Annotated in this window: 17 protein-coding genes and 1 tRNA gene; 11 read left to right on the top strand and 7 right to left on the bottom strand. The window is 58.8% G+C overall.

All coding sequences use genetic code 11. The features are described from left to right. The first annotated feature begins 45 nt into the window (after positions 1–45). A complete protein-coding gene (locus AB5Y99_RS14950; protein WP_005340524.1) occupies positions 46–939 on the top strand; it encodes a LysR family transcriptional regulator in 894 nt (297 codons plus the stop codon). A 32-nt stretch (positions 940–971) separates the two neighbouring features. On the opposite strand, the gene AB5Y99_RS14945 is transcribed toward AB5Y99_RS14950, so the two are convergent. Further along, entirely contained in the window at positions 972–2,747 is a 1,776-nt protein-coding gene (locus AB5Y99_RS14945) for a M4 family metallopeptidase (protein ID WP_110304087.1), read from the bottom strand. A gap of 346 nt (positions 2,748–3,093) precedes the next feature. Between AB5Y99_RS14945 and AB5Y99_RS14940 the strand changes: the two genes are divergently transcribed. Together AB5Y99_RS14940 and rimJ are read left to right on the top strand one after the other, a co-directional pair. Further along, positions 3,094–3,648, top strand: coding sequence for a GNAT family N-acetyltransferase (locus tag AB5Y99_RS14940; RefSeq protein ID WP_368210043.1), 555 nt, complete (start codon positions 3,094–3,096; stop codon positions 3,646–3,648). Next, positions 3,648–4,199 (top strand): ribosomal protein S5-alanine N-acetyltransferase, encoded by a 552-nt coding sequence (gene rimJ, locus AB5Y99_RS14935; protein WP_204480175.1) that lies wholly within the window; start codon positions 3,648–3,650, stop codon positions 4,197–4,199. The genes AB5Y99_RS14940 and rimJ overlap by 1 nt, the downstream gene beginning before the upstream one ends. Before the next feature lie 62 nt (positions 4,200–4,261). Here rimJ and AB5Y99_RS14930 read toward each other — a convergent pair whose 3' ends face one another. The 3 genes from AB5Y99_RS14930 to AB5Y99_RS14920 all read right to left on the bottom strand — a co-directional run bounded on the left by AB5Y99_RS14930 (position 4,262) and on the right by AB5Y99_RS14920 (position 7,168). Next, positions 4,262–4,510 carry a hypothetical protein gene (locus AB5Y99_RS14930; protein WP_005340533.1) on the bottom strand — a complete coding sequence of 83 codons (249 nt, stop codon included), beginning with the start codon at positions 4,508–4,510 and terminating at the stop codon, positions 4,262–4,264. Between the two features lie 309 nt (positions 4,511–4,819). After that, positions 4,820–5,869 carry an oxidoreductase gene (locus tag AB5Y99_RS14925; RefSeq protein WP_368210041.1) on the bottom strand — a complete coding sequence of 350 codons (1,050 nt, stop codon included), beginning with the start codon at positions 5,867–5,869 and terminating at the stop codon, positions 4,820–4,822. Between the two features lie 135 nt (positions 5,870–6,004). Then, positions 6,005–7,168 (bottom strand): multidrug effflux MFS transporter, encoded by a 1,164-nt coding sequence (locus AB5Y99_RS14920; protein ID WP_368210040.1) that lies wholly within the window; start codon positions 7,166–7,168, stop codon positions 6,005–6,007. Positions 7,169–7,406: 238 nt separating this feature from the next. On the opposite strand from AB5Y99_RS14920, the gene rdgB reads away from it, so the two are divergent. Both rdgB and hemW read left to right on the top strand, forming a co-directional pair. Beyond that, a complete protein-coding gene (gene rdgB, locus AB5Y99_RS14915; protein WP_005340539.1) occupies positions 7,407–8,003 on the top strand; it encodes an RdgB/HAM1 family non-canonical purine NTP pyrophosphatase in 597 nt (198 codons plus the stop codon). Positions 8,004–8,093: 90 nt separating this feature from the next. After that, positions 8,094–9,239: a radical SAM family heme chaperone HemW gene (gene hemW / locus AB5Y99_RS14910; RefSeq protein WP_368210038.1), complete on the top strand. Its 1,146-nt coding sequence runs from the start codon at positions 8,094–8,096 to the stop codon at positions 9,237–9,239. A gap of 103 nt (positions 9,240–9,342) precedes the next feature. Here the strand turns inward: hemW and AB5Y99_RS14905 are convergent, their stop codons facing one another. Continuing rightward, entirely contained in the window at positions 9,343–9,582 is a 240-nt protein-coding gene (locus AB5Y99_RS14905; RefSeq protein WP_088870129.1) for an alternative ribosome-rescue factor A, read from the bottom strand. Positions 9,583–9,796: 214 nt separating this feature from the next. Continuing rightward, positions 9,797–10,252: a Zn(2+)-responsive transcriptional regulator gene (gene zntR, locus AB5Y99_RS14900; protein WP_005341244.1), complete on the bottom strand. Its 456-nt coding sequence runs from the start codon at positions 10,250–10,252 to the stop codon at positions 9,797–9,799. Positions 10,253–10,668: 416 nt separating this feature from the next. On the opposite strand from zntR, the gene purH reads away from it, so the two are divergent. The 4 genes from purH (at position 10,669) to AB5Y99_RS14880 (ending at position 14,849) form a co-directional block, all read left to right on the top strand. Beyond that, positions 10,669–12,261: a bifunctional phosphoribosylaminoimidazolecarboxamide formyltransferase/IMP cyclohydrolase gene (purH, locus tag AB5Y99_RS14895; RefSeq protein ID WP_158109190.1), complete on the top strand. Its 1,593-nt coding sequence runs from the start codon at positions 10,669–10,671 to the stop codon at positions 12,259–12,261. A gap of 114 nt (positions 12,262–12,375) precedes the next feature. Next, positions 12,376–13,662, top strand: a complete 1,287-nt coding sequence (gene purD, locus AB5Y99_RS14890) for a phosphoribosylamine--glycine ligase (protein ID WP_368210036.1) — start codon at positions 12,376–12,378, stop codon at positions 13,660–13,662. 277 nt (positions 13,663–13,939) lie between these two features. Then, positions 13,940–14,314 carry a cytochrome b562 gene (locus AB5Y99_RS14885; RefSeq protein WP_005349056.1) on the top strand — a complete coding sequence of 125 codons (375 nt, stop codon included), beginning with the start codon at positions 13,940–13,942 and terminating at the stop codon, positions 14,312–14,314. Then, entirely contained in the window at positions 14,295–14,849 is a 555-nt protein-coding gene (locus AB5Y99_RS14880) for a cytochrome b/b6 domain-containing protein (protein ID WP_158109192.1), read from the top strand. The genes AB5Y99_RS14885 and AB5Y99_RS14880 overlap by 20 nt, the downstream gene beginning before the upstream one ends. A gap of 164 nt (positions 14,850–15,013) precedes the next feature. On the opposite strand, the gene AB5Y99_RS14875 is transcribed toward AB5Y99_RS14880, so the two are convergent. Further along, positions 15,014–15,090: transfer RNA gene (locus AB5Y99_RS14875), tRNA-Ile, on the bottom strand. A 165-nt stretch (positions 15,091–15,255) separates the two neighbouring features. On the opposite strand from AB5Y99_RS14875, the gene AB5Y99_RS14870 reads away from it, so the two are divergent. Continuing rightward, positions 15,256–16,557 (top strand): tyrosine-type recombinase/integrase, encoded by a 1,302-nt coding sequence (locus tag AB5Y99_RS14870; RefSeq protein WP_368210034.1) that lies wholly within the window; start codon positions 15,256–15,258, stop codon positions 16,555–16,557. Positions 16,558–16,704: 147 nt separating this feature from the next. Beyond that, positions 16,705–17,187: a hypothetical protein gene (locus tag AB5Y99_RS14865; protein WP_128821499.1), complete on the top strand. Its 483-nt coding sequence runs from the start codon at positions 16,705–16,707 to the stop codon at positions 17,185–17,187. Positions 17,188–17,393 lie beyond the last annotated feature (206 nt).

Below are 17,393 nucleotides of genomic sequence, written 5' to 3'. Positions count from 1 at the left end.
ATAGTGGTAGACGACAACTACCTATATTTCATATCAGGATTATTTATGTCTATGGATCTGGACGATCTGCAACTGCTGCTGGATGTGGCCGAGCTGGGCAGCTTCAGTCAGGCAGCGGCCATTCGTGGCTGGTCACAGCCGCTGGTGAGCCAGCGGATTGCCCAGCTGGAGGAGAGTCTCGGGGCGCCGCTGTTTCAGCGTCATCGGCGCGGGGTGACGCCGACCCGTGCCTGCGAGGAGTTTCTCCCTGCCGCCCGCTCGGCGCTGGCCACCCTGAGTGAAGGACGGTTGGCACTGCAGGGGGCGCCAGCGCTGCCTTGTATCCGTCTCTCCAGCCTGCCATCTCTTACTTCGGTGGTGTTTGGCTCGCTATTGATGGAGCTGGTGGATGAGCCGTTCGAAATCCGCTGCACCACGGATCACTCCGGCGAGATCATGCAGTCGCTGCTGACCGGCGAGGCCGATATCGGCTTTGTGCTCAAGCGCCCGCCGGTTGCGGGCCTGCAGATGGAGCTGCTTTGCTGCTCCCCCATTATCGCTATCGCCTCGCCATTGCATCCGCTGGCCGGTTGTCACGGCCTCACCCTGGAGGATATTGCCGACCAGCGGCTGGCGCCTCAGGTGTGGGGACCGGGGTGTGACGTCTTTATCCAGCAGTTGCGGCGGCTGCGGCGGGCCGCCAGCCCCCTGCATGCGGTGCAGCCCGCCAGTGCGGCGCGGGATCTGGCGCTGGAACACGGGTTTATCACCCTGATGCCGGAGCTGGCCATCAAGCGGGATCTGGAGGTGGGGCGGCTGGTCAGGCTCGATGTGCGCAATCTGCCGCAGGAACATTGGGATGTGATGATGGCGTGGCGCGGTGGCAAGCGGCCCAACCCAGCCCGGGAAACCGTGTTGGCCACCGCCCGCACGCTGGCGAAACGGTGGCGCAATGAGTAGAGCGATGCGGGACAAGGCCCGCATCGGGTGGATCAGTAGCTGGCCTTGAGGGTTACGCCACTGAACGCGGAAAACCCTGACAGCTGCACATGCCAGGTGCCCGCCTTGGGATTGGTGAACGAGCAGCTTTCGTTATTGCCCCCCTTGTAGGGACGGCAGTCGTAACTGCTGCTGGTGGGGGCGCTGCCAAAGCGGACGTAGAGGTCGGCATCTCCGGTACCGCCGCTGCTGCTGATCTGCAGCGACCTGGTGCCCGCCGGTACGTTCAGGGTGTAGTTGAGCTTGCCACCCTTGCTGGCGGCGAGGTTGCTCACCGGCACGCCGTTTTGCAGTACGTTGTCGCTTGGTGGCGGCGTGGTGCCGCAGCTGGCATCGACCCCGACGGTCTGGAAGGCCCGTGCCACATCCGCCTGACTGTAACCCAGATCGGCGGTCGCCCGGCTGACGCCGCAGGCCCCTTGCTGGTAGTTGGTGTTGGCGCCCCAGTAGAGGCGGTTGGCCAGCAAGAACACTTCAAATGCCTTGCGGGTGTTCCAGCCGCTGCTGGTGGCGAGCAGGTAGAAGGCGCGGTTATAGACCCCGGAGCTGTGGTGTACATCCATCCCCTCCTGATAATCCGCCGCATGGCCGATGGATCTGCCATCCCGGGTCGGATCCTCGAAGTAGCGCAGGGAGCCGTTGCCCTTGAAGATCTGGGCGCCGACCAGCCAGTCATTGCTCCCCTTCATGTAGAACTCGGCCGCTTCCCCCGCCATATCGGAGAAGGCCTCGTTGATGCCGCCGGATTGTCCTGAATAGATCAGCCCGGAGTTCTGCTCGGTAAAGCCGTGGCTCACCTCGTGGGCCGCCACATCGAGGCTCACCAGCGGGTGGAAGGTGGTGGCGCCGTCACCGAAGGTCATCTGGCTGCCATCCCAGAAGGCGTTCTCGTAATTCTTGCTGTAGTGAACCCGCATCTTCAGTTTGAAGGTGAGGGGCGCCGTGTTGTACCAGTTGCGGTACATGTCGAACACCACGTTGCCGAAGTAGTGGGCGTCGTTGAGGGGCGAGTAAGCGCCGTTGATCTCCTTGACCCGGTTCTCCGGGCAGGTGAACTGGTGGATGGCACCGCCAGAGGTGGCGTGGTTGAGGTTGATGGTATCGACGTTGGGGCTGGTCATCCGGCAGTTGTCATCGACGATGAGTGGGCCAAAATCGGTGCCGTAGAAATATTTGCCGGTCTTGATGTTGCCCCCCGGGCCGCTGGCGTCCTTGTGGTTGATCCCCTCCCAGCGTTTGAGCTCCTCACCGCTTTGGGCATCAAGAATGACGAAGGGGCGGCTTGGTTTGTCACCTTCGGCGATGAAGGAGACCTGATAAACCAGCCGGGCCAGCCCGTTCTCATCCTGCATCACGTAGAGTTTGACCTGCTCGTTGCTCCCCTTGCTGCCCGCTTTGGCCTTGCTGGCGGCATCCTGTGGCGAGAGGGTGGCGGCCGGGCTTGTCACATCCTGATCGATCTGGCGCAGCATGCGCCCGCTGGCCTGTTGCAGCTGGCCGTTCAGGCTCTTGTCAGCCACCACCACCTGACCCATTACCGGGATGCCGTTCCAGACCTGCTCGTAGCGGATCCGCTGCTGGCCGTTGGGCAGCTTGACCACCCGCACCTGACGAAACTCGCCATCTTCCAGCTGCAAGGTACCACTCGCGGCACTGAGGCCGGTCATGGCCCGGATGCCGTTTGCCGTTACGTTGATCTCTACCTCTTGCGCCGCCAGTGCGGCGCTTCCCCAGCAGGCCAGCGCAACGGCCAGATAAATTTTATTCATCTCTTCTTTCCTTAAATCGATGAGGTTGATAAACCGACCGAAGGTCGGGCGTTTTGAAGCTAGTGCCGGTGGGGGAAAGTGCCCCCTGTCAAAAGTGACAGCGCAGCACAAAGGGGTAGCAGGATCTGCCAAAGTGCCGTTTTGGGGCATTCATCGGCGCCATGTGGAGAGCATTATCCGGTTTCAGACACCCACCCTCCTCTTTTGAGGGAGGAGAGATCGTGCGCAGTCACCCTCTGCGAAGCCTGCCGGATGAGGGCCGTAAAAGTGGCTGGCGCGGCCAGTGGCGATTGGCTACATTGGGTGCTGGTTCGCGATTTGATCACTGATTTGAAAGGAGAATCCCATGTTTTCATGGCAGTTGGACGACGAGCTTGCGCTGCTCTTCTTGCAGCCCGATATGGCGAGCGAACTGTTTGCCCTCTGCAATGACAACCGGGAGTACCTCTCCCAGTGGCTACCCTGGCCGCCACTGATCCAGCGCCCCGTTGACAGCGCCCTCTTCATTCGCAGTGCCATCGAGAAGTTCGCCCGCGGCGAGGGGCTAACCACTGCCATCGAGTATCAGGGGGAGGTGGTGGGGGTTATAGGTTACAACAGCATCGATCATGACCTTGGCAAGGTGGTCATCGGCTACTGGCTGGCGGAGCGCTGGCAGGGTAACGGTATCATCACCCGGGCCTGTCAGGCCCTGATCCACCACGCCTTCGAAGAGATGGGGATGGAGAAGGTGGAGATCAGCGCCGCCACCGATAACGAGCCCAGCAGAGCCGTCTGTGAGCGGCTCGGGATGCAGCAAGAGGGGGTGACCCGGCGCGCAGAGCGGCTGGGCAACCGGATTGTGGATCATATTCACTACAGCCTGCTGCGCGATGAGTGGCTAAGACAGAGGGAGTCCTGATGGCGCTGCCACATATCAAGACGGCTCGTACCCACCTGACCATACTGTCGCCGGATCAGGCCCCCATGATGCTCGATTTCTACCGGCGCAATCGCGACCACCTTACCCCATGGGAGCCGCTGCGCGACGAGCACTTTTACACCCTCTCGTACTGGCATGCCCGGCTGCAGGACAGCTACAGCCAGTTCTTCAACGGCACCGGCGTCAATCTGGTGGCCCTCGATCCGGCTGGCGAGCGGGTGATCGCCACCTGTAACTTCAGCAATATCCTGATGGGGGTCTTCAAGGCGTGTCATCTGGGCTATGCCATCGACCAGCAGCATCAGGGGCAGGGGGTGATGAGAGAGGTGCTGTCAGCCGCCATCGACTACCTGTTTCGGGAGCACGATCTGCATCGCATCATGGCTTGCTATATGCCAGCCAATCAGCGCAGTGGCGCCTTGCTGGAGCGGCTCGGCTTCGAGCGGGAGGGATTCGCGCGGGCGTATCTGATGATCAATGGTCGCTGGGAGGATCACATCCTCACCTCGCTGATTAATCCGGCCCCCTGATTGTCAGATAAAAAAACGGGCCCGAAGTTGCCTTCGGACCCGTCTTCGAATGAGGTGCAGGCTTAGTTGGCCTTGGCATCGCTCACTGCAGCTTCAACCTTGGTAGCGGCTTCGGTAGCAGCTTTTTCTACGGTTGCAGTCGCTTCGGAGGTGGCCTTCTCTACGGTAGAGGTGGCTTCGCTAGCGGCTTTTTCTACAGTGGCAGCAACTTCGGCGGCCGGAGCAGCAGCAGGAGCGGCAGCTTTTTCTTCTTTCTGACCGCAAGCAGTCAACATCAGACCCAGGATACCGGCTACCAGTACTTTGTTCATGTGCATTCCCTCAAATAAATATGGAGAGATGGTCTGTGCAACCATCACAGCGCCCACCGTTGCCCGGTATTGAAACAAGAAGCCGGGAGGCAGCAGGCGGGCGCAATATAGCCCCATTAGTTACCGATGAAAACGGATATCACAATGACATTTTTTCGTGCCGTGGATAAAAAGCTCCACTGCAACGACTGATATCAATACAAGATGCCGTTAAATGGTGCTAATTGCACAATAAAACACCGCTTTGCTGCCATCTTGTGGCGGTTTAACAAGGTCAAGGTTGGTCAAGCGCGGCCGATGACCCGCACCTTAGTCAGACAGCTTCTGACAGGGCAGCCGTTTTCCCTCAAGGTGGCTCTGACGGGCCAGATCCAGCAGCGCCATCACCGCCAGCGCTTCACTTGCTGGCACCGGGTTGCTCCCTTCCCCCTTGATGGCGGCGCAGACACCGCGATAGTAGGCGCCATAATCCCCCGCCTCACCCACCACGCTCTGCTGCTGCAACTGACCATCGACAATGCGGCTGAGCTGACCGGGTTCGCTATCCATGCCCCAATCCGCCGCCGGTGGCCGCTTGCCCAGTTTGAGCTGATCTTCCTGCACATCCATACCGAATTTCACGAACGAACCCTGGCTGCCGTGAATGACAAAGCGCGGCATGGTGGCCGAGACCAGACAGCTGCCATGCAGAATAACCCGCAGAGCACCGTAACCCAGCACCACATGGAAGTAGTCGTCCGCCAGTGCGCCGGGGCGCTGCTCGGCCAGATCGGCCTGCAGCCAGTCCGGTTGGCCGAACAGCTGCAATGCCTGATCCAGCACGTGAGGGCCGAGATCGAACCAGAGGCCGGAACCCGGGCCACCCGCTTCGCGCCAGCGCTGGCGCACTTCGGGGCGATAGCGATCGAAGTGGGATTCGAACTGGGCGATCTGCCCCAGCGTCCCTTCGGCAATCAAACGGCGCACGGTAAGGAAATCCCCGTCCCAACGCCGGTTGTGGAAGATGCTGAGCAGCCGCTGCTGCTTTTCGGCCAGCTCGACCAGCGCTTGCGCCTCGGCCAGATCCAGTGCAAAGGGCTTGTCGATCACCACATGTTTGCCTGCCAACAGCGCTTGGCGGGCGAGGGGGGCATGGGTGTCGTTGGGGGTGGCGATCACCACCAGATCGATGGTCTCATCGCTTAGCACCTCCTCCAGTGAACCGACCCGGCAGCCGGGCAAATCGGCCTGCACCTTGGCGGCATCGCGGCTAACCACCCAACTCAGGGACAAGCCCGGTGTGGTGGAGAGGAAGGGGGCGTGGAAGGTCTTGCCTGCAAAGCCATAGCCCACCAGGGCTGCGTTGAGAGTGTGGCTCATCGGGAGTTCTCCGCTGACATCGAGTGAGTGGGGTTGCCATCGCCGGCTCTCTGCCTGATGGCCATATGCTGTAAAGGCGATACAAACGAGAAGGGGGCCGATGGCCCCCTGAGTGTGCCCATCAGAGCACAGGATTTATTGCAAACACAAGCGGCGGCCGCGTCGGGTCATCAGCATCACCAGAGGTGGCAGCAGCAACCACATATGCAGCGCCAGCTGGCTGAGCGGGTCGTGCATCAGGGCACCGGTCAGGCCAACCAGGGCGCCGGAGCCGCTCATCTGGAACAGGCCGAGCAGGGCGGCGGCGGTACCGGCGCAGTGGCCGAACGGTGCCAGCGCCATCCCGGCAGCCGAGCCCAGAATCATGGCAAAGCCGATGCTGGAGAGGAATACCGGCCCCATCATCGCCAGCGGATGTTCGATGTGCATGGCCAAAGTCAGGGTGATGGCCGAGAGCATCAACACCAGCAGGCCGATGTGCAGGGTGCGTCTTGGCCCCACCTTGGCGATAAAGCGCGGTGCCATGAAGCAGGCCAGAATGTTGAGCGCGGCGTTGGCGGTAAACCAGTAGCTAAAGCCGCTCATATCCAGCCCCAGTTTCACCATCAGCTGCACCGGTGCGGCGGTGACATAGGCGAGGATCACCGCCATCGCCAGCATGCACAGCGCCGCGTTGAACAAAAAGCTCGGGGAGCGCAGCACCGGGCTGTAGCGAGACCAGCTGATGAGGGCCCCTTCGCTGCGGGTCTCCTCCGGGCGGGTCTCCGGCATCCGCCACATCAGCCAACTGCCGACGATGAGCGCGTAGCCGGCCATAAACCAGAAGTTGGCAGACCAGCCCGCCTTGGCGGTGAGCCAGCCACCGAGCAGGGGCGCCAGCGCAGGAATAAAGCAGATGGCGCCATTGAGATAGGAGATCATCTGGCCGCTCTTTTTCGGGCCATAGCTGTCACGCACTACCGAGAAGGCGGCGACCGAGGTGGCGCAGGCGCCGAAGCCCTGCAGCACCCGGGCCAGCATCAATTCGCCGAGGCTGGCGGCAAAACCGGCCCCTAGCGCGCTCAGGCCATAGAGCAGCACGCCGCCCAGCGCGATGGGCTTGCGACCGTAGCGATCGGCCAGCGGGCCAACAAGCAGTTGCCCCAGTCCCATGCTGAACAGGAACCAGGTGATGGTGCCCTGCATCAGAGTTACTTCGGCGCCCAGCTGCTCGGCCATCTGCGGAATGGCGGGCAGGTAGATGTCGATAGCCAGCGGACTGAACAGCACCAGTAGTACGAGTAAAAGTATCAATGGCATCTGTCACCTCTTTAGTCAGCCAGGTTAATGAATTGGGGCGCGAGTCTACTGACTCACAGTAATGAATAGAAATGGTATTTAATCACTTTGGTTATTCCATTATGGAAACATGTATTAAAAAGCTGGTTATTAGATGGCGACAAATCCCCCGTAACCCCATCACAGCGGGTGTAATTGACGCTTTTACTAAACGCTTGCGCCGCATAGAATGCGCAGATTATTTTTGCGGAGGTGCTCGATGAACAAGCTTGTCCTGGCAACAGGTAACCAGAAAAAGGTGAAGGAATTGGCCGCCATGCTGGCCGATATGAAGATCCAGGTGATCCCACAGAGCGAGTTTGCGGTCTCCGATGCCGATGAGACCGGCACCACCTTCGTCGAGAATGCCATCATCAAGGCCCGCCACGCCGCCCGTATTACCGGTCTGCCCGCCGTGGCCGATGACTCCGGTCTGGAAGTCGATCTGCTGCAAGGGCGCCCCGGCGTCTACTCCGCCCGCTTTGCCGGTGTGGGTGCCGGCGACAAGGCCAACATCGAGAAGCTGCTCGGCGAACTGCAAGGTGCCCCCGAGTACCTGAAGAGCGCCCGCTTCTGGTGTGTGCTGGTCTATATGCGTCACGCCGATGATCCCACCCCCATCATCTGTCAGGCGAGCTGGGAAGGGATGATCATCGACGAGCCGCGCGGTCAACATGGCTTTGGCTATGACCCGGTCTTCTTCGTGCCGGATCACGACTGCACCGCCGCCCAGATGCCCGCCGAGCTGAAAAACCAGCTGAGCCATCGCGGTCAGGCGCTGGCCAAACTCAAAGCGGCGCTGGCTGCGGCGCACTGAGTCACTTCGCCACCTTGTCGGTTACACACGGTCAATTACACATAGTCATCTACAATGGGGGCCTTGAGCCCCCGTTTTATTGGAAGCCCCATGCTGCAACTGCCGCCGCTCTCTCTCTATATTCATGTGCCCTGGTGTGTCCAGAAGTGCCCTTACTGTGACTTCAACTCCCATGCCCAGAAGGGGGAGTTGCCTCACCTCGAATATGTCGCCGCTCTGCTGGAGGATCTGGATCAGGATCTGAAGTGGGCACAAGGGCGGCCGCTCTCCTCCATCTTTATCGGCGGCGGCACCCCCAGCCTGTTGACGGTGGAGGCGATGCAAGCCTTGCTGGACGGGGTGCGGGCCCGCATTCCGCTCGCCGCAGATTGCGAGATCACCATGGAGGCCAACCCGGGCACGGTGGAGGCGGACAAGTTCGCCGGTTTCCAGCGCGCTGGCATCAACCGTATCTCCATCGGGGTGCAGAGCTTCCAGCAGGAGAAGCTGACCCGCCTCGGCCGCATTCACGGCCCGGAAGAGGCGCACAAGGCCGCCGCACTGGCCCATGCCATCAAGTTGCCTACCTTCAATCTGGATCTGATGCACGGTCTGCCGGATCAGAGTCTGGACGATGCCCTTTATGACCTGCAGCAGGCGATCGACTGCGCACCGCCGCACCTCTCCTGGTATCAGCTCACCATAGAGCCGAACACGGCGTTTGCCTCCAAGCCGCCCACACTGCCGGAAGATGACACCCTGTGGGACATCTACGAGCAGGGTCACGCCATGCTCACCGCCAGCGGTTATCGCCAGTACGAGATCTCGGCTTACGCCAAAGAGGGCTATCAGTGCCATCACAACCTCAACTACTGGCGTTTCGGCGACTATCTGGGGATCGGCTGTGGCGCCCACGGCAAGGTGACTGATCTCGCGAACCAACAGATCCTGCGCACCGCCAAGGTGAAGCATCCGAAAGGGTATCTGGACAAGAGTCGCCCCTATCTGGACGAGCAGTGGCAGGTGACGGCAGACGATCTGCCGCTCGAATACTTTATGAACCGCTTCCGCCTGTTTGAACCGGCCCCCAAGGCGGAGTTCGAGGCCTATACCGGCTTGCCGTTGGAGCGGGTGGAGACGGTGCTCGCCATCGCCCAAAGTAAGGAGCTGATCGAGGATCTAGGGGATAGCTGGCAGCTCACTTCTCTCGGCCATCGCTATCTCAACGTGCTGCTCGAACTCTTTATGGATGAGTGAGCGGCCTGTTGAGGCTGTGAGTTGGCGTTGCCAAATCGCTTCTTCTGTCAAAACAATCAGGGCGCCAATGGCGCCCTGATTGTTTTGGTCGGTAGAAACCCGCTCAGTAGCAGACGCGGATCATCTGCTGTTGGCCGGGCTCCCACCGCTTGCCGAATTTGGCCTTGCGCTGGTAACTCCCCTTGCCCTTCTTGTTGCGCTCGACCCGGCTGCGAAACAGCGGATCAGAGAGCAGGGCATGCAGATGGTTATCCTTTATCTCGCCGCGCTGATGGGCATAGTTGCCCCCTTGCGCATTTTCCTCACGGGGGAGGGCGGGTTGGTCGACCCGAATTTTGGCCATAATGGCTCCTCTTCTTTTCTCTTGCTGTGTTGATTCTTGTGTCTGGATGGCGGTTTTCACTGCGAGCGCCTGTGCAGGCTAGCGCCCTGCAACCGGATGCACTGGCACCGGTTAAAAACGCGGCGATTTTGTCACCAAATCGCCGCCGGAGCAATGCGTCGGCGGCGCCGAGTCAGTCACACTGAGCTAGGCTCGCTCAGTCAGGCATACCATGTCAGCCGTGAACCGGGTCATGCTGGTCGTGGCTGTGATGCTCGTGATGGGCCGGGGCGCCAGATTCCAGCGTCTCGAGGATGGCGCAGTGCTCCGCCGAGCGGGGGCCGCCGCAGCAGATATTGGAGAGCTCGCGCAGATTGTCGCGAAAGCGGGTCAGTTCGATGATCTTCTGCTCCACCTGGGCCAGCTTGGTGTCAGCTACCGCTTTTACCTCCTGACAGGTGACTTTGGCCTTGTTGGTATCGAGGTCGAGCAGCTCGCCGATATCGGCCAGCGAGAATCCCACCGACTTGGCGCGGATAATAAACTCCAGCCGCCGCTTGTCCTGTTCACTGTAGAGGCGGTAGCCGGATTCGTTGCGGATCCCCGGTGAGATAAGCCCGTTCTTCTCGTAAAAACGCAGGGTATCTGCCTTGACCCCGCACGCCTTGGCCAGTTCACCGATCCGATACATGCTCTTTTCTCCCCTTAAATGTATGCCGCCACAAAAACCGGAATCCACTATCACCCCTTTGCCCATGGATTGCCAGCCAAGGGCATAAAAGGGGCAGATAAACATCTCCTGGCGACCCTTTTTCCCATAAAACACTGAAAGTGCAAACGTTTCGAGAAAATCAAGTGGAAAACGTTTAACGCCGCGCCAAATAAGGCTTTGCTGTTTCAAAAAATCCACCACAGGTCACATTTTTTGTGTAGAATACGCGCCCATAACAGAGCGCCGCACCAAGCGGGCATTTCCTAAAACGCTTTTGCCGGATGTCGGGGTGAGAGTGGTTTGCGAAATCCCCCACTTCCATTTATTTGGGGACTCTCTGTGTTGAGCCTCGCCTCCCATGGAACGGTCCCCGTTATGTTGAGGACGATAGTGTGATGGAACAAGCTCGACCCATTCGCCGTGCACTGCTGAGTGTGTCTGACAAAACTGGCATTCTGGAATTTGCCAAGGCACTCAACGAGCGTGGTGTTGCCCTGCTCTCCACGGGCGGTACCGCCAAGCTGCTTGGCGAGGCGGGTCTGCCGGTGACCGAGGTCTCCGACTACACGGGTTTCCCTGAAATGATGGATGGCCGGGTCAAGACCCTGCATCCCAAGGTTCATGGCGGCATCCTCGGCCGTCGGGATCAGGATGACGCCATCATGGCCCAGCACGCTATCTCCCCCATCGACATGGTTGTCGTCAACCTTTACCCCTTTGCTGCAACCGTGGCCAAAGCGGGCTGCACTCTGGCCGATGCGGTCGAGAACATCGACATCGGCGGTCCGACCATGGTGCGTTCTGCCGCCAAAAACCATAAAGATGTCGCTATCGTCGTCAAAGCTGCCGACTATGATCGGGTTATTCGCGAGATGGATGCCAACGGCAACAGCCTGAAACTGGCGACCCGTTTCGATCTTGCCATCGCCGCCTTCGAGCACACCGCCGCCTACGATGGCATGATCGCCAACTACTTCGGCACCATGGTTCCTTCCTACGGTGAAAACAAGGAGGGTGACGAGGAGTCCCGCTTCCCGCGCACCTTCAACAGCCAGTTCATCAAGAAGCAGGACATGCGTTACGGCGAAAACAGCCATCAGGCTGCCGCCTTCTACGCCGAAGAGCATGCCGCTCCGGGTTCTGTCTCCAGCGCTATCCAGCTGCAGGGCAAGGCGCTCTCCTACAACAACATCGCCGATACCGATGCGGCGCTGGAGTGTGTCAAGGAGTTCGACGAGCCGGCCTGCGTCATCGTCAAGCATGCCAACCCCTGCGGTGTGGCCATCGGTAACGACCTGCTGAGTGCCTACGATCGCGCTTACCAGACCGACCCCACCTCCGCCTTTGGCGGCATCATCGCCTTCAACCGCGAGCTGGATGGCGCCACTGCCGCTGCCATCGTTGCCCGCCAGTTTGTCGAAGTGATCATCGCCCCGACCGTCAGCCAGGAGGCCCGCGATGCGGTCGCCGCCAAGCAGAACGTGCGTCTGCTCGAATGTGGTCAGTGGACTGCTCCGGCGCAAGGCTTTGACCTCAAACGCGTCAACGGCGGCCTGCTGGTACAGGAGCGGGATCTCGGCATGGTGACGCTGGGTGACCTGACCGTGGTCAGCAAGCGCCAGCCGACCGAGGCCGAGCTGCAGGATCTGCTGTTCTGTTGGAAGGTGGCCAAGTTCGTCAAATCCAATGCCATCGTCTACGCCAAAGATGGCCAGACCATCGGCGTCGGTGCCGGCCAGATGAGCCGTGTTTATTCGGCCAAAATCGCCGGTATCAAGGCGGCGGATGAAGGGCTGACCGTGGCGGGCTCCGTGATGGCCTCCGATGCCTTCTTCCCGTTCCGCGACGGTATCGATGCTGCCGCTCAGGCCGGTATCTCCTGCGTGATCCAGCCGGGTGGCTCGATGCGCGATCAGGAGGTGATCGACGCCGCCGACGAACACGGTATGTGCATGGTGTTCACCAACATGCGCCATTTCCGTCATTGATGGGTCAGGGGCTGCCGATGGCGGCCCTTTTGTTGTCTCTTTTCAACTGACTATTTCCGCTGACTGACGGCCCGGGTTGCCGTCCAGTGACCACAAATAGAAGCGAGCGATACGATGAAAGTACTGATCATTGGCAACGGTGGCCGCGAACACGCCCTGGCCTGGAAGGCCAAACACTCCCCGCTGGTGCGTCACGTTTTTGTGGCGCCGGGCAACGCAGGCACCCAGCTTGAGCCGGGTGTCGAGAACGTCGCCATCGAGGCGACCGATATCGAAGGGCTGCTGGCCTTTGCCAAAGAGAGGCAGGTCGGCCTTACCATCGTCGGGCCGGAAGCGCCGCTGGTGAAAGGGGTGGTGGATGCCTTCCGCGCCGCCGGTCAGCCCATCTTTGGCCCGACCGCTGCCGCTGCCCAGCTGGAAGGCTCCAAGGCTTTCACCAAGGATTTCCTGGCCCGTCACGCCATTCCGACCGCCGAGTACCAGAACTTCACCGAAGTGGAGCCTGCGCTCGCCTATCTGCGCGAGAAGGGCGCCCCCATCGTCATCAAGGCCGATGGTCTGGCGGCGGGCAAGGGGGTGATTGTCGCCATGACCTTGCAGGAAGCGGAAGACGCGGTGCGCGACATGCTCTCCGGCAATGCCTTTGGCGAAGCGGGCTCCCGGGTAGTGATTGAGGAGTTTCTGGAGGGGGAAGAGGCGAGCTTCATCGTCATGGTCGATGGTGAACACGTGCTGCCGATGGCCACCAGTCAGGATCACAAGCGAGTTGGCGACGGTGATACCGGCATCAACACCGGCGGTATGGGGGCTTACTCCCCGGCGCCTGTGGTGACCGCCGAGGTACATCAGAAGGTGATGGAGCAGGTGATCATGCCGACCGTGCGTGGTATGGCGGCCGAAGGCAATGTCTACACCGGTTTCCTCTACGCCGGTCTGATGATCGACGGTGCAGGCAATCCCAAGGTGATCGAGTTCAACTGTCGTTTCGGCGATCCCGAGACCCAGCCCATCATGCTGCGGATGCAATCCGATCTGGTGGAGCTCTGCCTGGCCGCTTGCGCAGGCAAGCTGGATCAGAAAGAGGCCATTTATGATCCCCGCGCCGCTATCGGCGTGGTGTTGGCGGCGGGAGGCTATCCTGGCGATTACAGCACCAACCACCCCATCAGCGGCTTGCCGGTGGATGAAGTGGCGGGTGAGAAGGTATTCCATGCCGGTACCCGCCTGGAGGGCGATACCAGCCTGACCGCTGGCGGCCGCGTGTTGTGCGCAACCGCCCTCGGCCATACTGTGGCAGAAGCCCAGCAGCGTGCCTATCAGCTCGCTGGCCGCATCAAGTGGGATGGCGTCTTCTACCGCAAGGATATAGGCTGGCGCGCCATTGCTCGCGAACAGGAGTAACTGACGCCAGCAAATGGCCAGCTGATTCAGACCCCGCTACGGCGGGGTTTTTTGTCCCTGTTTACCGCTTTCAACCATCCTCATGCTGCGCGTCACCTGCTTTCAATCAGTTACCAAGCGCAAACAAGCGCGGCATATCTGTCACTATTTGCCACAAAAAACAGCATTTTTCACAAACCTTTCACCATGAGTCATGGCATCATGCTGGTGATGAATTCTTGTTTGGATTCATAAGTACCCCTAACAATTCGAGCATGTCGTTATATAAGGAAATCCCATGTTGAAAACCGTCCGCCCCCTGCTGCTGCCCCTGATGTTTGGCCTGATGACCCTGCCTGCCGTGGCGGGTGATCTGGAACAGCCGATGAAGAAGATTGGCTTCAACTACAAGCAGGCCGTCAAGGCTGATGATGCAGCCACCATGGAGAAGCACATCAACGAGATGAAGGCCCAGCTGGATGTGGCCAAGCAGAAGAACATGCCGGCCGCCAAGAAAGAGAAATTCCTTGAAGGGATGAACGAGGTACAGACCGAGCTGGACGCCAGCCTGGCCGCACTCAAGGCGGGTGATGAGGCCAAGGCGCGCGAACATCTGGCCAAGGTCAACGACCTGAAGAAGGAGTACCACAAATATGCCAAGCAAAAAGGGTGAGCCCTTTCGCTGGGATCCGCTGGTTCGCCTGACCCACTGGGGCTTGGTGGCGGTCTGCATCAGCAATCTCTGGGTTAACGAAGCGGGCGAGGAGTGGCACGAGTGGCTGGGTTACGGCGCCATTGGGCTGGTCTCCTTGCGTTTGCTCTGGGGGCTTACTTTTGCCCGTGGCTACGCTCGCCTTGGTGCCCTCATCCCCAGTGGTGAGGATTTTCGCCAGCAAGCGCGCGAGATGCGTGAGCGGCAGCCTCCGGCACCGGGTCATCACGGTAGCGGCAAGCTGGCCGTGTGGGCGCTCTGGCTGGTTGTGCTGGCCACTGCTGGCAGCGGCTGGTTTCAAAATACCGAGACGGGATTTGAACTGGGGGCTGACGAGTGGCATGAGTGGTGCGTGGTGGCGCTGCAGGGACTGATTGGTCTGCACCTGCTGGCCATCGTCTTCACCTCCTGGCGTCAGCGCAGCAATCTGGTTACCCGGATGCTACCCGCCGGGCGTCGCTCATCCATCCAGAGCGGCAGCAACGAGCAAACCTGAGGCTCAGCATTAGGCTCCTTGTCTCTGAGTGAGGCGCCTGATCCGGACCCTGCCCAGACCCGCCCATGGCGGGTCTTTTCTATGACCTCATCGAGCTCATCACTGGACATTGCTCGATCCGCAGATGCAAAAAGGCCGCTCATCATGAGCGGCCTTTTTCAATTTGGTGGCCCCTGGGGGACTTGAACCCACGACCAATCGATTATGAGTCGACTGCTCTGACCAACTGAGCTAAGGGGCCAAATTTTGCATTTAGCGGCGTGGATTATATTACCCTACAATATCAATCATTTGCGCTTTGTGGTCGTATTATCTTGCCTCAAGCTGTATCCGGTAGCTTCACTCCAAGTACACTTGAAAGTACACTTTGAAAATATTGAAGTGCACTTAGCGAGGTTGCCATCCAATGCCATTGACTCACAGCGAAGTAAACGCGCTACCCGCGAAAAAGAACCCATATTTTCAGACTGACGACAATCGCACCCGAGGGGAAGGGAGATTGGGGGTACAGGTATTCCCTAGCGGCACAAAGACCCTGACGTTTCGCTACAGGCGCGATGGGAAGTGGGCATTTATACCGCTTGGCAGCTTCCCAAACCTCAGCCTTGCTGATGCCCGCGAAAAGGCCAAGGCGTTTGGCCAGATGATCCGTGATGGCCTAGACCCCAAAGATGAGCTGGCTCGTCAAGCAAAGGAGCGGGAGCAAGAAAAGCGGGAGCGTGAGCAGCAAGGAACCATTGAGCAGTTATTCAAAAGCTATACCGAGCAGATGAAGAAGGACGGGAAGCGCACCCATGAGGCCGTATTGGTGGCCTTGGAGAAAGAAACCTATCCAGTGATCAAACCCACGACCAAAGCCAAGGACGTGACCCCGCACGACATCAAAGTGATCCTGGCGCATATGATTCGCCGTGGTGCTGATACCCAATCCAATCGTGTCAGAAGTTACCTGATGGCGGCGTTTAATTACGGCCTCAAGCATGACAACGACCCCGCCAATTTTATAGACGATGCCAAATTTGGCTTGGTGCTTAATCCGGTGGCGGCCATACCCAAGCAAAAGGCTGCCGAGCGTGTCGGGGAACGCTTCCTGACGTGGGCAGAGGCTCGCAAGTTGCTCGATGATATGGAGCAGCCCACTAGCCTAGGCTTGACCCTGCGTAGCCTGATCCGGCTTTGTTTCTTCACGGGTGGCCAACGCCCTTATGAACTGGCTGCCTCACGCTGGACGAGTATCGACTGGGAAGCCAAAACCTTGACCATTACCGCCGAGCTTTCCAAGAATGGCCGCCCTCACTTGACCCCACTCACTGATAGCGCCTTGCGGGTGTTGAGAGAGCAGCAAGCGGCAACGGGAGATAGCCCCTTTATCTTTGCCCACGCCACCAAGCCGAGTGAACCAATGCCGATGGCCTCACTTAGCCAAGCGATTGACCGTTACCGCAAACGCGCCGAGATGGCGCACTTTATCCCCCGTGATTTCCGCCGAACCTGTAAAACCCTGATGGGTGAGCTTGGCATAGCTAAAGATCTGCGCGACCGCCTACAGAATCACGCCCTGAATGACGTATCCAGTAAACACTATGACCGATATGAGTACCTGCCAGAGAAGCGCCGAGCCTTGGAGCTATGGGAGCGGCGGTTGTTGGATCTGGCAGCGGATACCGTGGTTTCCGTTAACTTCGGGGGGCGTGGGTTATCTTCCTGACGCCAAAGGCATTGCTTTAGCGACGATGAATAGTAATGTGAGCCCTAATGGTGTTACTCAATAAAGGGTGACAATAGCTCTTTACAATAACAGCGAGCTAGCTTAGCTCACAAAATCGTCAGCAATGCACTTGGAGTACTTAAAAAAATGCTCAAGCTCATTTCTCAACTATTCACCGAAGCAAAAACAGTAAGAAAGGCAGTGGACATATTGTCACGTACCCTAGGGGTTAACCCATCATTGGTATCACGTATGATGGGGGATCTTGGGCCTGAGTGTGGTAACGAACTAGGGCTGATGATTGCAAAAACGGAGGGGAGTGCAACTGATCCTTTCCGCTTCATCTATGAATGTGGCGCACTAATATTTTTCTTCCATTGGTGTTTGTATAAGAGTGCTGGTGACATCAATTGGATGCACCAACATCTAGCAAAACAGGGATTCTTGATTGATCAGATCAGTACAGATACGCATGCGTTAAGTATCGCACAGTCACTACTAGGTGGTATTGAATTACGGGGGTACGACCTGCGCAGATTCAACCAAAACCTCTCTGTCTTTATGGCCGAATATGAAGAGTATCTTGACAGTGATGGCACAAGGGAACCGCCAAAGCTAGTTTTACATTAGTGTAGGGATTGTATGGATTTCTATAGAAAGGCTTCCTTCATAGCGATCATTGTAGTGTTACTGACCTTAGTGGCAGGGCCATTCCTATTCAAGTTCTATCCAAACTTTGAAAAGGGAAAAGTTATGTGTGAATCACAAGGAGGGCATGTTAGCTTTGAAGGGAGGGACATCAAGGTTTATGGTGATAGAATCGAATTGGTCGGTGT

Source organism: Aeromonas sp. R4-2, from assembly GCF_040908295.1.
Lineage (GTDB): Bacteria > Pseudomonadota > Gammaproteobacteria > Enterobacterales > Aeromonadaceae > Aeromonas > Aeromonas veronii.
This window is presented reverse-complemented; position numbering and strand designations above follow the sequence as displayed.

What these genes read in the sequence shown, in the direction of transcription:
- rimJ (WP_204480175.1), top strand. Translation starts at nt 3,648, where the DNA reads ATGGCGCTGCCACATATCAAGACGGCTCGTACCCACCTGACCATACTG.
- AB5Y99_RS14920 (WP_368210040.1), bottom strand. Translation starts at nt 7,168, where the DNA reads ATGCCATTGATACTTTTACTCGTACTACTGGTGCTGTTCAGTCCGCTG.
- AB5Y99_RS14865 (WP_128821499.1), top strand. Translation starts at nt 16,705, where the DNA reads ATGCTCAAGCTCATTTCTCAACTATTCACCGAAGCAAAAACAGTAAGA.
- AB5Y99_RS14905 (WP_088870129.1), bottom strand. Translation starts at nt 9,582, where the DNA reads ATGGCCAAAATTCGGGTCGACCAACCCGCCCTCCCCCGTGAGGAAAAT.
- AB5Y99_RS14950 (WP_005340524.1), top strand. Translation starts at nt 46, where the DNA reads ATGTCTATGGATCTGGACGATCTGCAACTGCTGCTGGATGTGGCCGAG.
- AB5Y99_RS14945 (WP_110304087.1), bottom strand. Translation starts at nt 2,747, where the DNA reads ATGAATAAAATTTATCTGGCCGTTGCGCTGGCCTGCTGGGGAAGCGCC.
- AB5Y99_RS14925 (WP_368210041.1), bottom strand. Translation starts at nt 5,869, where the DNA reads ATGAGCCACACTCTCAACGCAGCCCTGGTGGGCTATGGCTTTGCAGGC.
- zntR (WP_005341244.1), bottom strand. Translation starts at nt 10,252, where the DNA reads ATGTATCGGATCGGTGAACTGGCCAAGGCGTGCGGGGTCAAGGCAGAT.
- AB5Y99_RS14870 (WP_368210034.1), top strand. Translation starts at nt 15,256, where the DNA reads ATGCCATTGACTCACAGCGAAGTAAACGCGCTACCCGCGAAAAAGAAC.
- AB5Y99_RS14930 (WP_005340533.1), bottom strand. Translation starts at nt 4,510, where the DNA reads ATGAACAAAGTACTGGTAGCCGGTATCCTGGGTCTGATGTTGACTGCT.
- AB5Y99_RS14940 (WP_368210043.1), top strand. Translation starts at nt 3,094, where the DNA reads ATGTTTTCATGGCAGTTGGACGACGAGCTTGCGCTGCTCTTCTTGCAG.
- AB5Y99_RS14880 (WP_158109192.1), top strand. Translation starts at nt 14,295, where the DNA reads ATGCCAAGCAAAAAGGGTGAGCCCTTTCGCTGGGATCCGCTGGTTCGC.
- rdgB (WP_005340539.1), top strand. Translation starts at nt 7,407, where the DNA reads ATGAACAAGCTTGTCCTGGCAACAGGTAACCAGAAAAAGGTGAAGGAA.
- hemW (WP_368210038.1), top strand. Translation starts at nt 8,094, where the DNA reads ATGCTGCAACTGCCGCCGCTCTCTCTCTATATTCATGTGCCCTGGTGT.
- purD (WP_368210036.1), top strand. Translation starts at nt 12,376, where the DNA reads ATGAAAGTACTGATCATTGGCAACGGTGGCCGCGAACACGCCCTGGCC.
- purH (WP_158109190.1), top strand. Translation starts at nt 10,669, where the DNA reads ATGGAACAAGCTCGACCCATTCGCCGTGCACTGCTGAGTGTGTCTGAC.
- AB5Y99_RS14885 (WP_005349056.1), top strand. Translation starts at nt 13,940, where the DNA reads ATGTTGAAAACCGTCCGCCCCCTGCTGCTGCCCCTGATGTTTGGCCTG.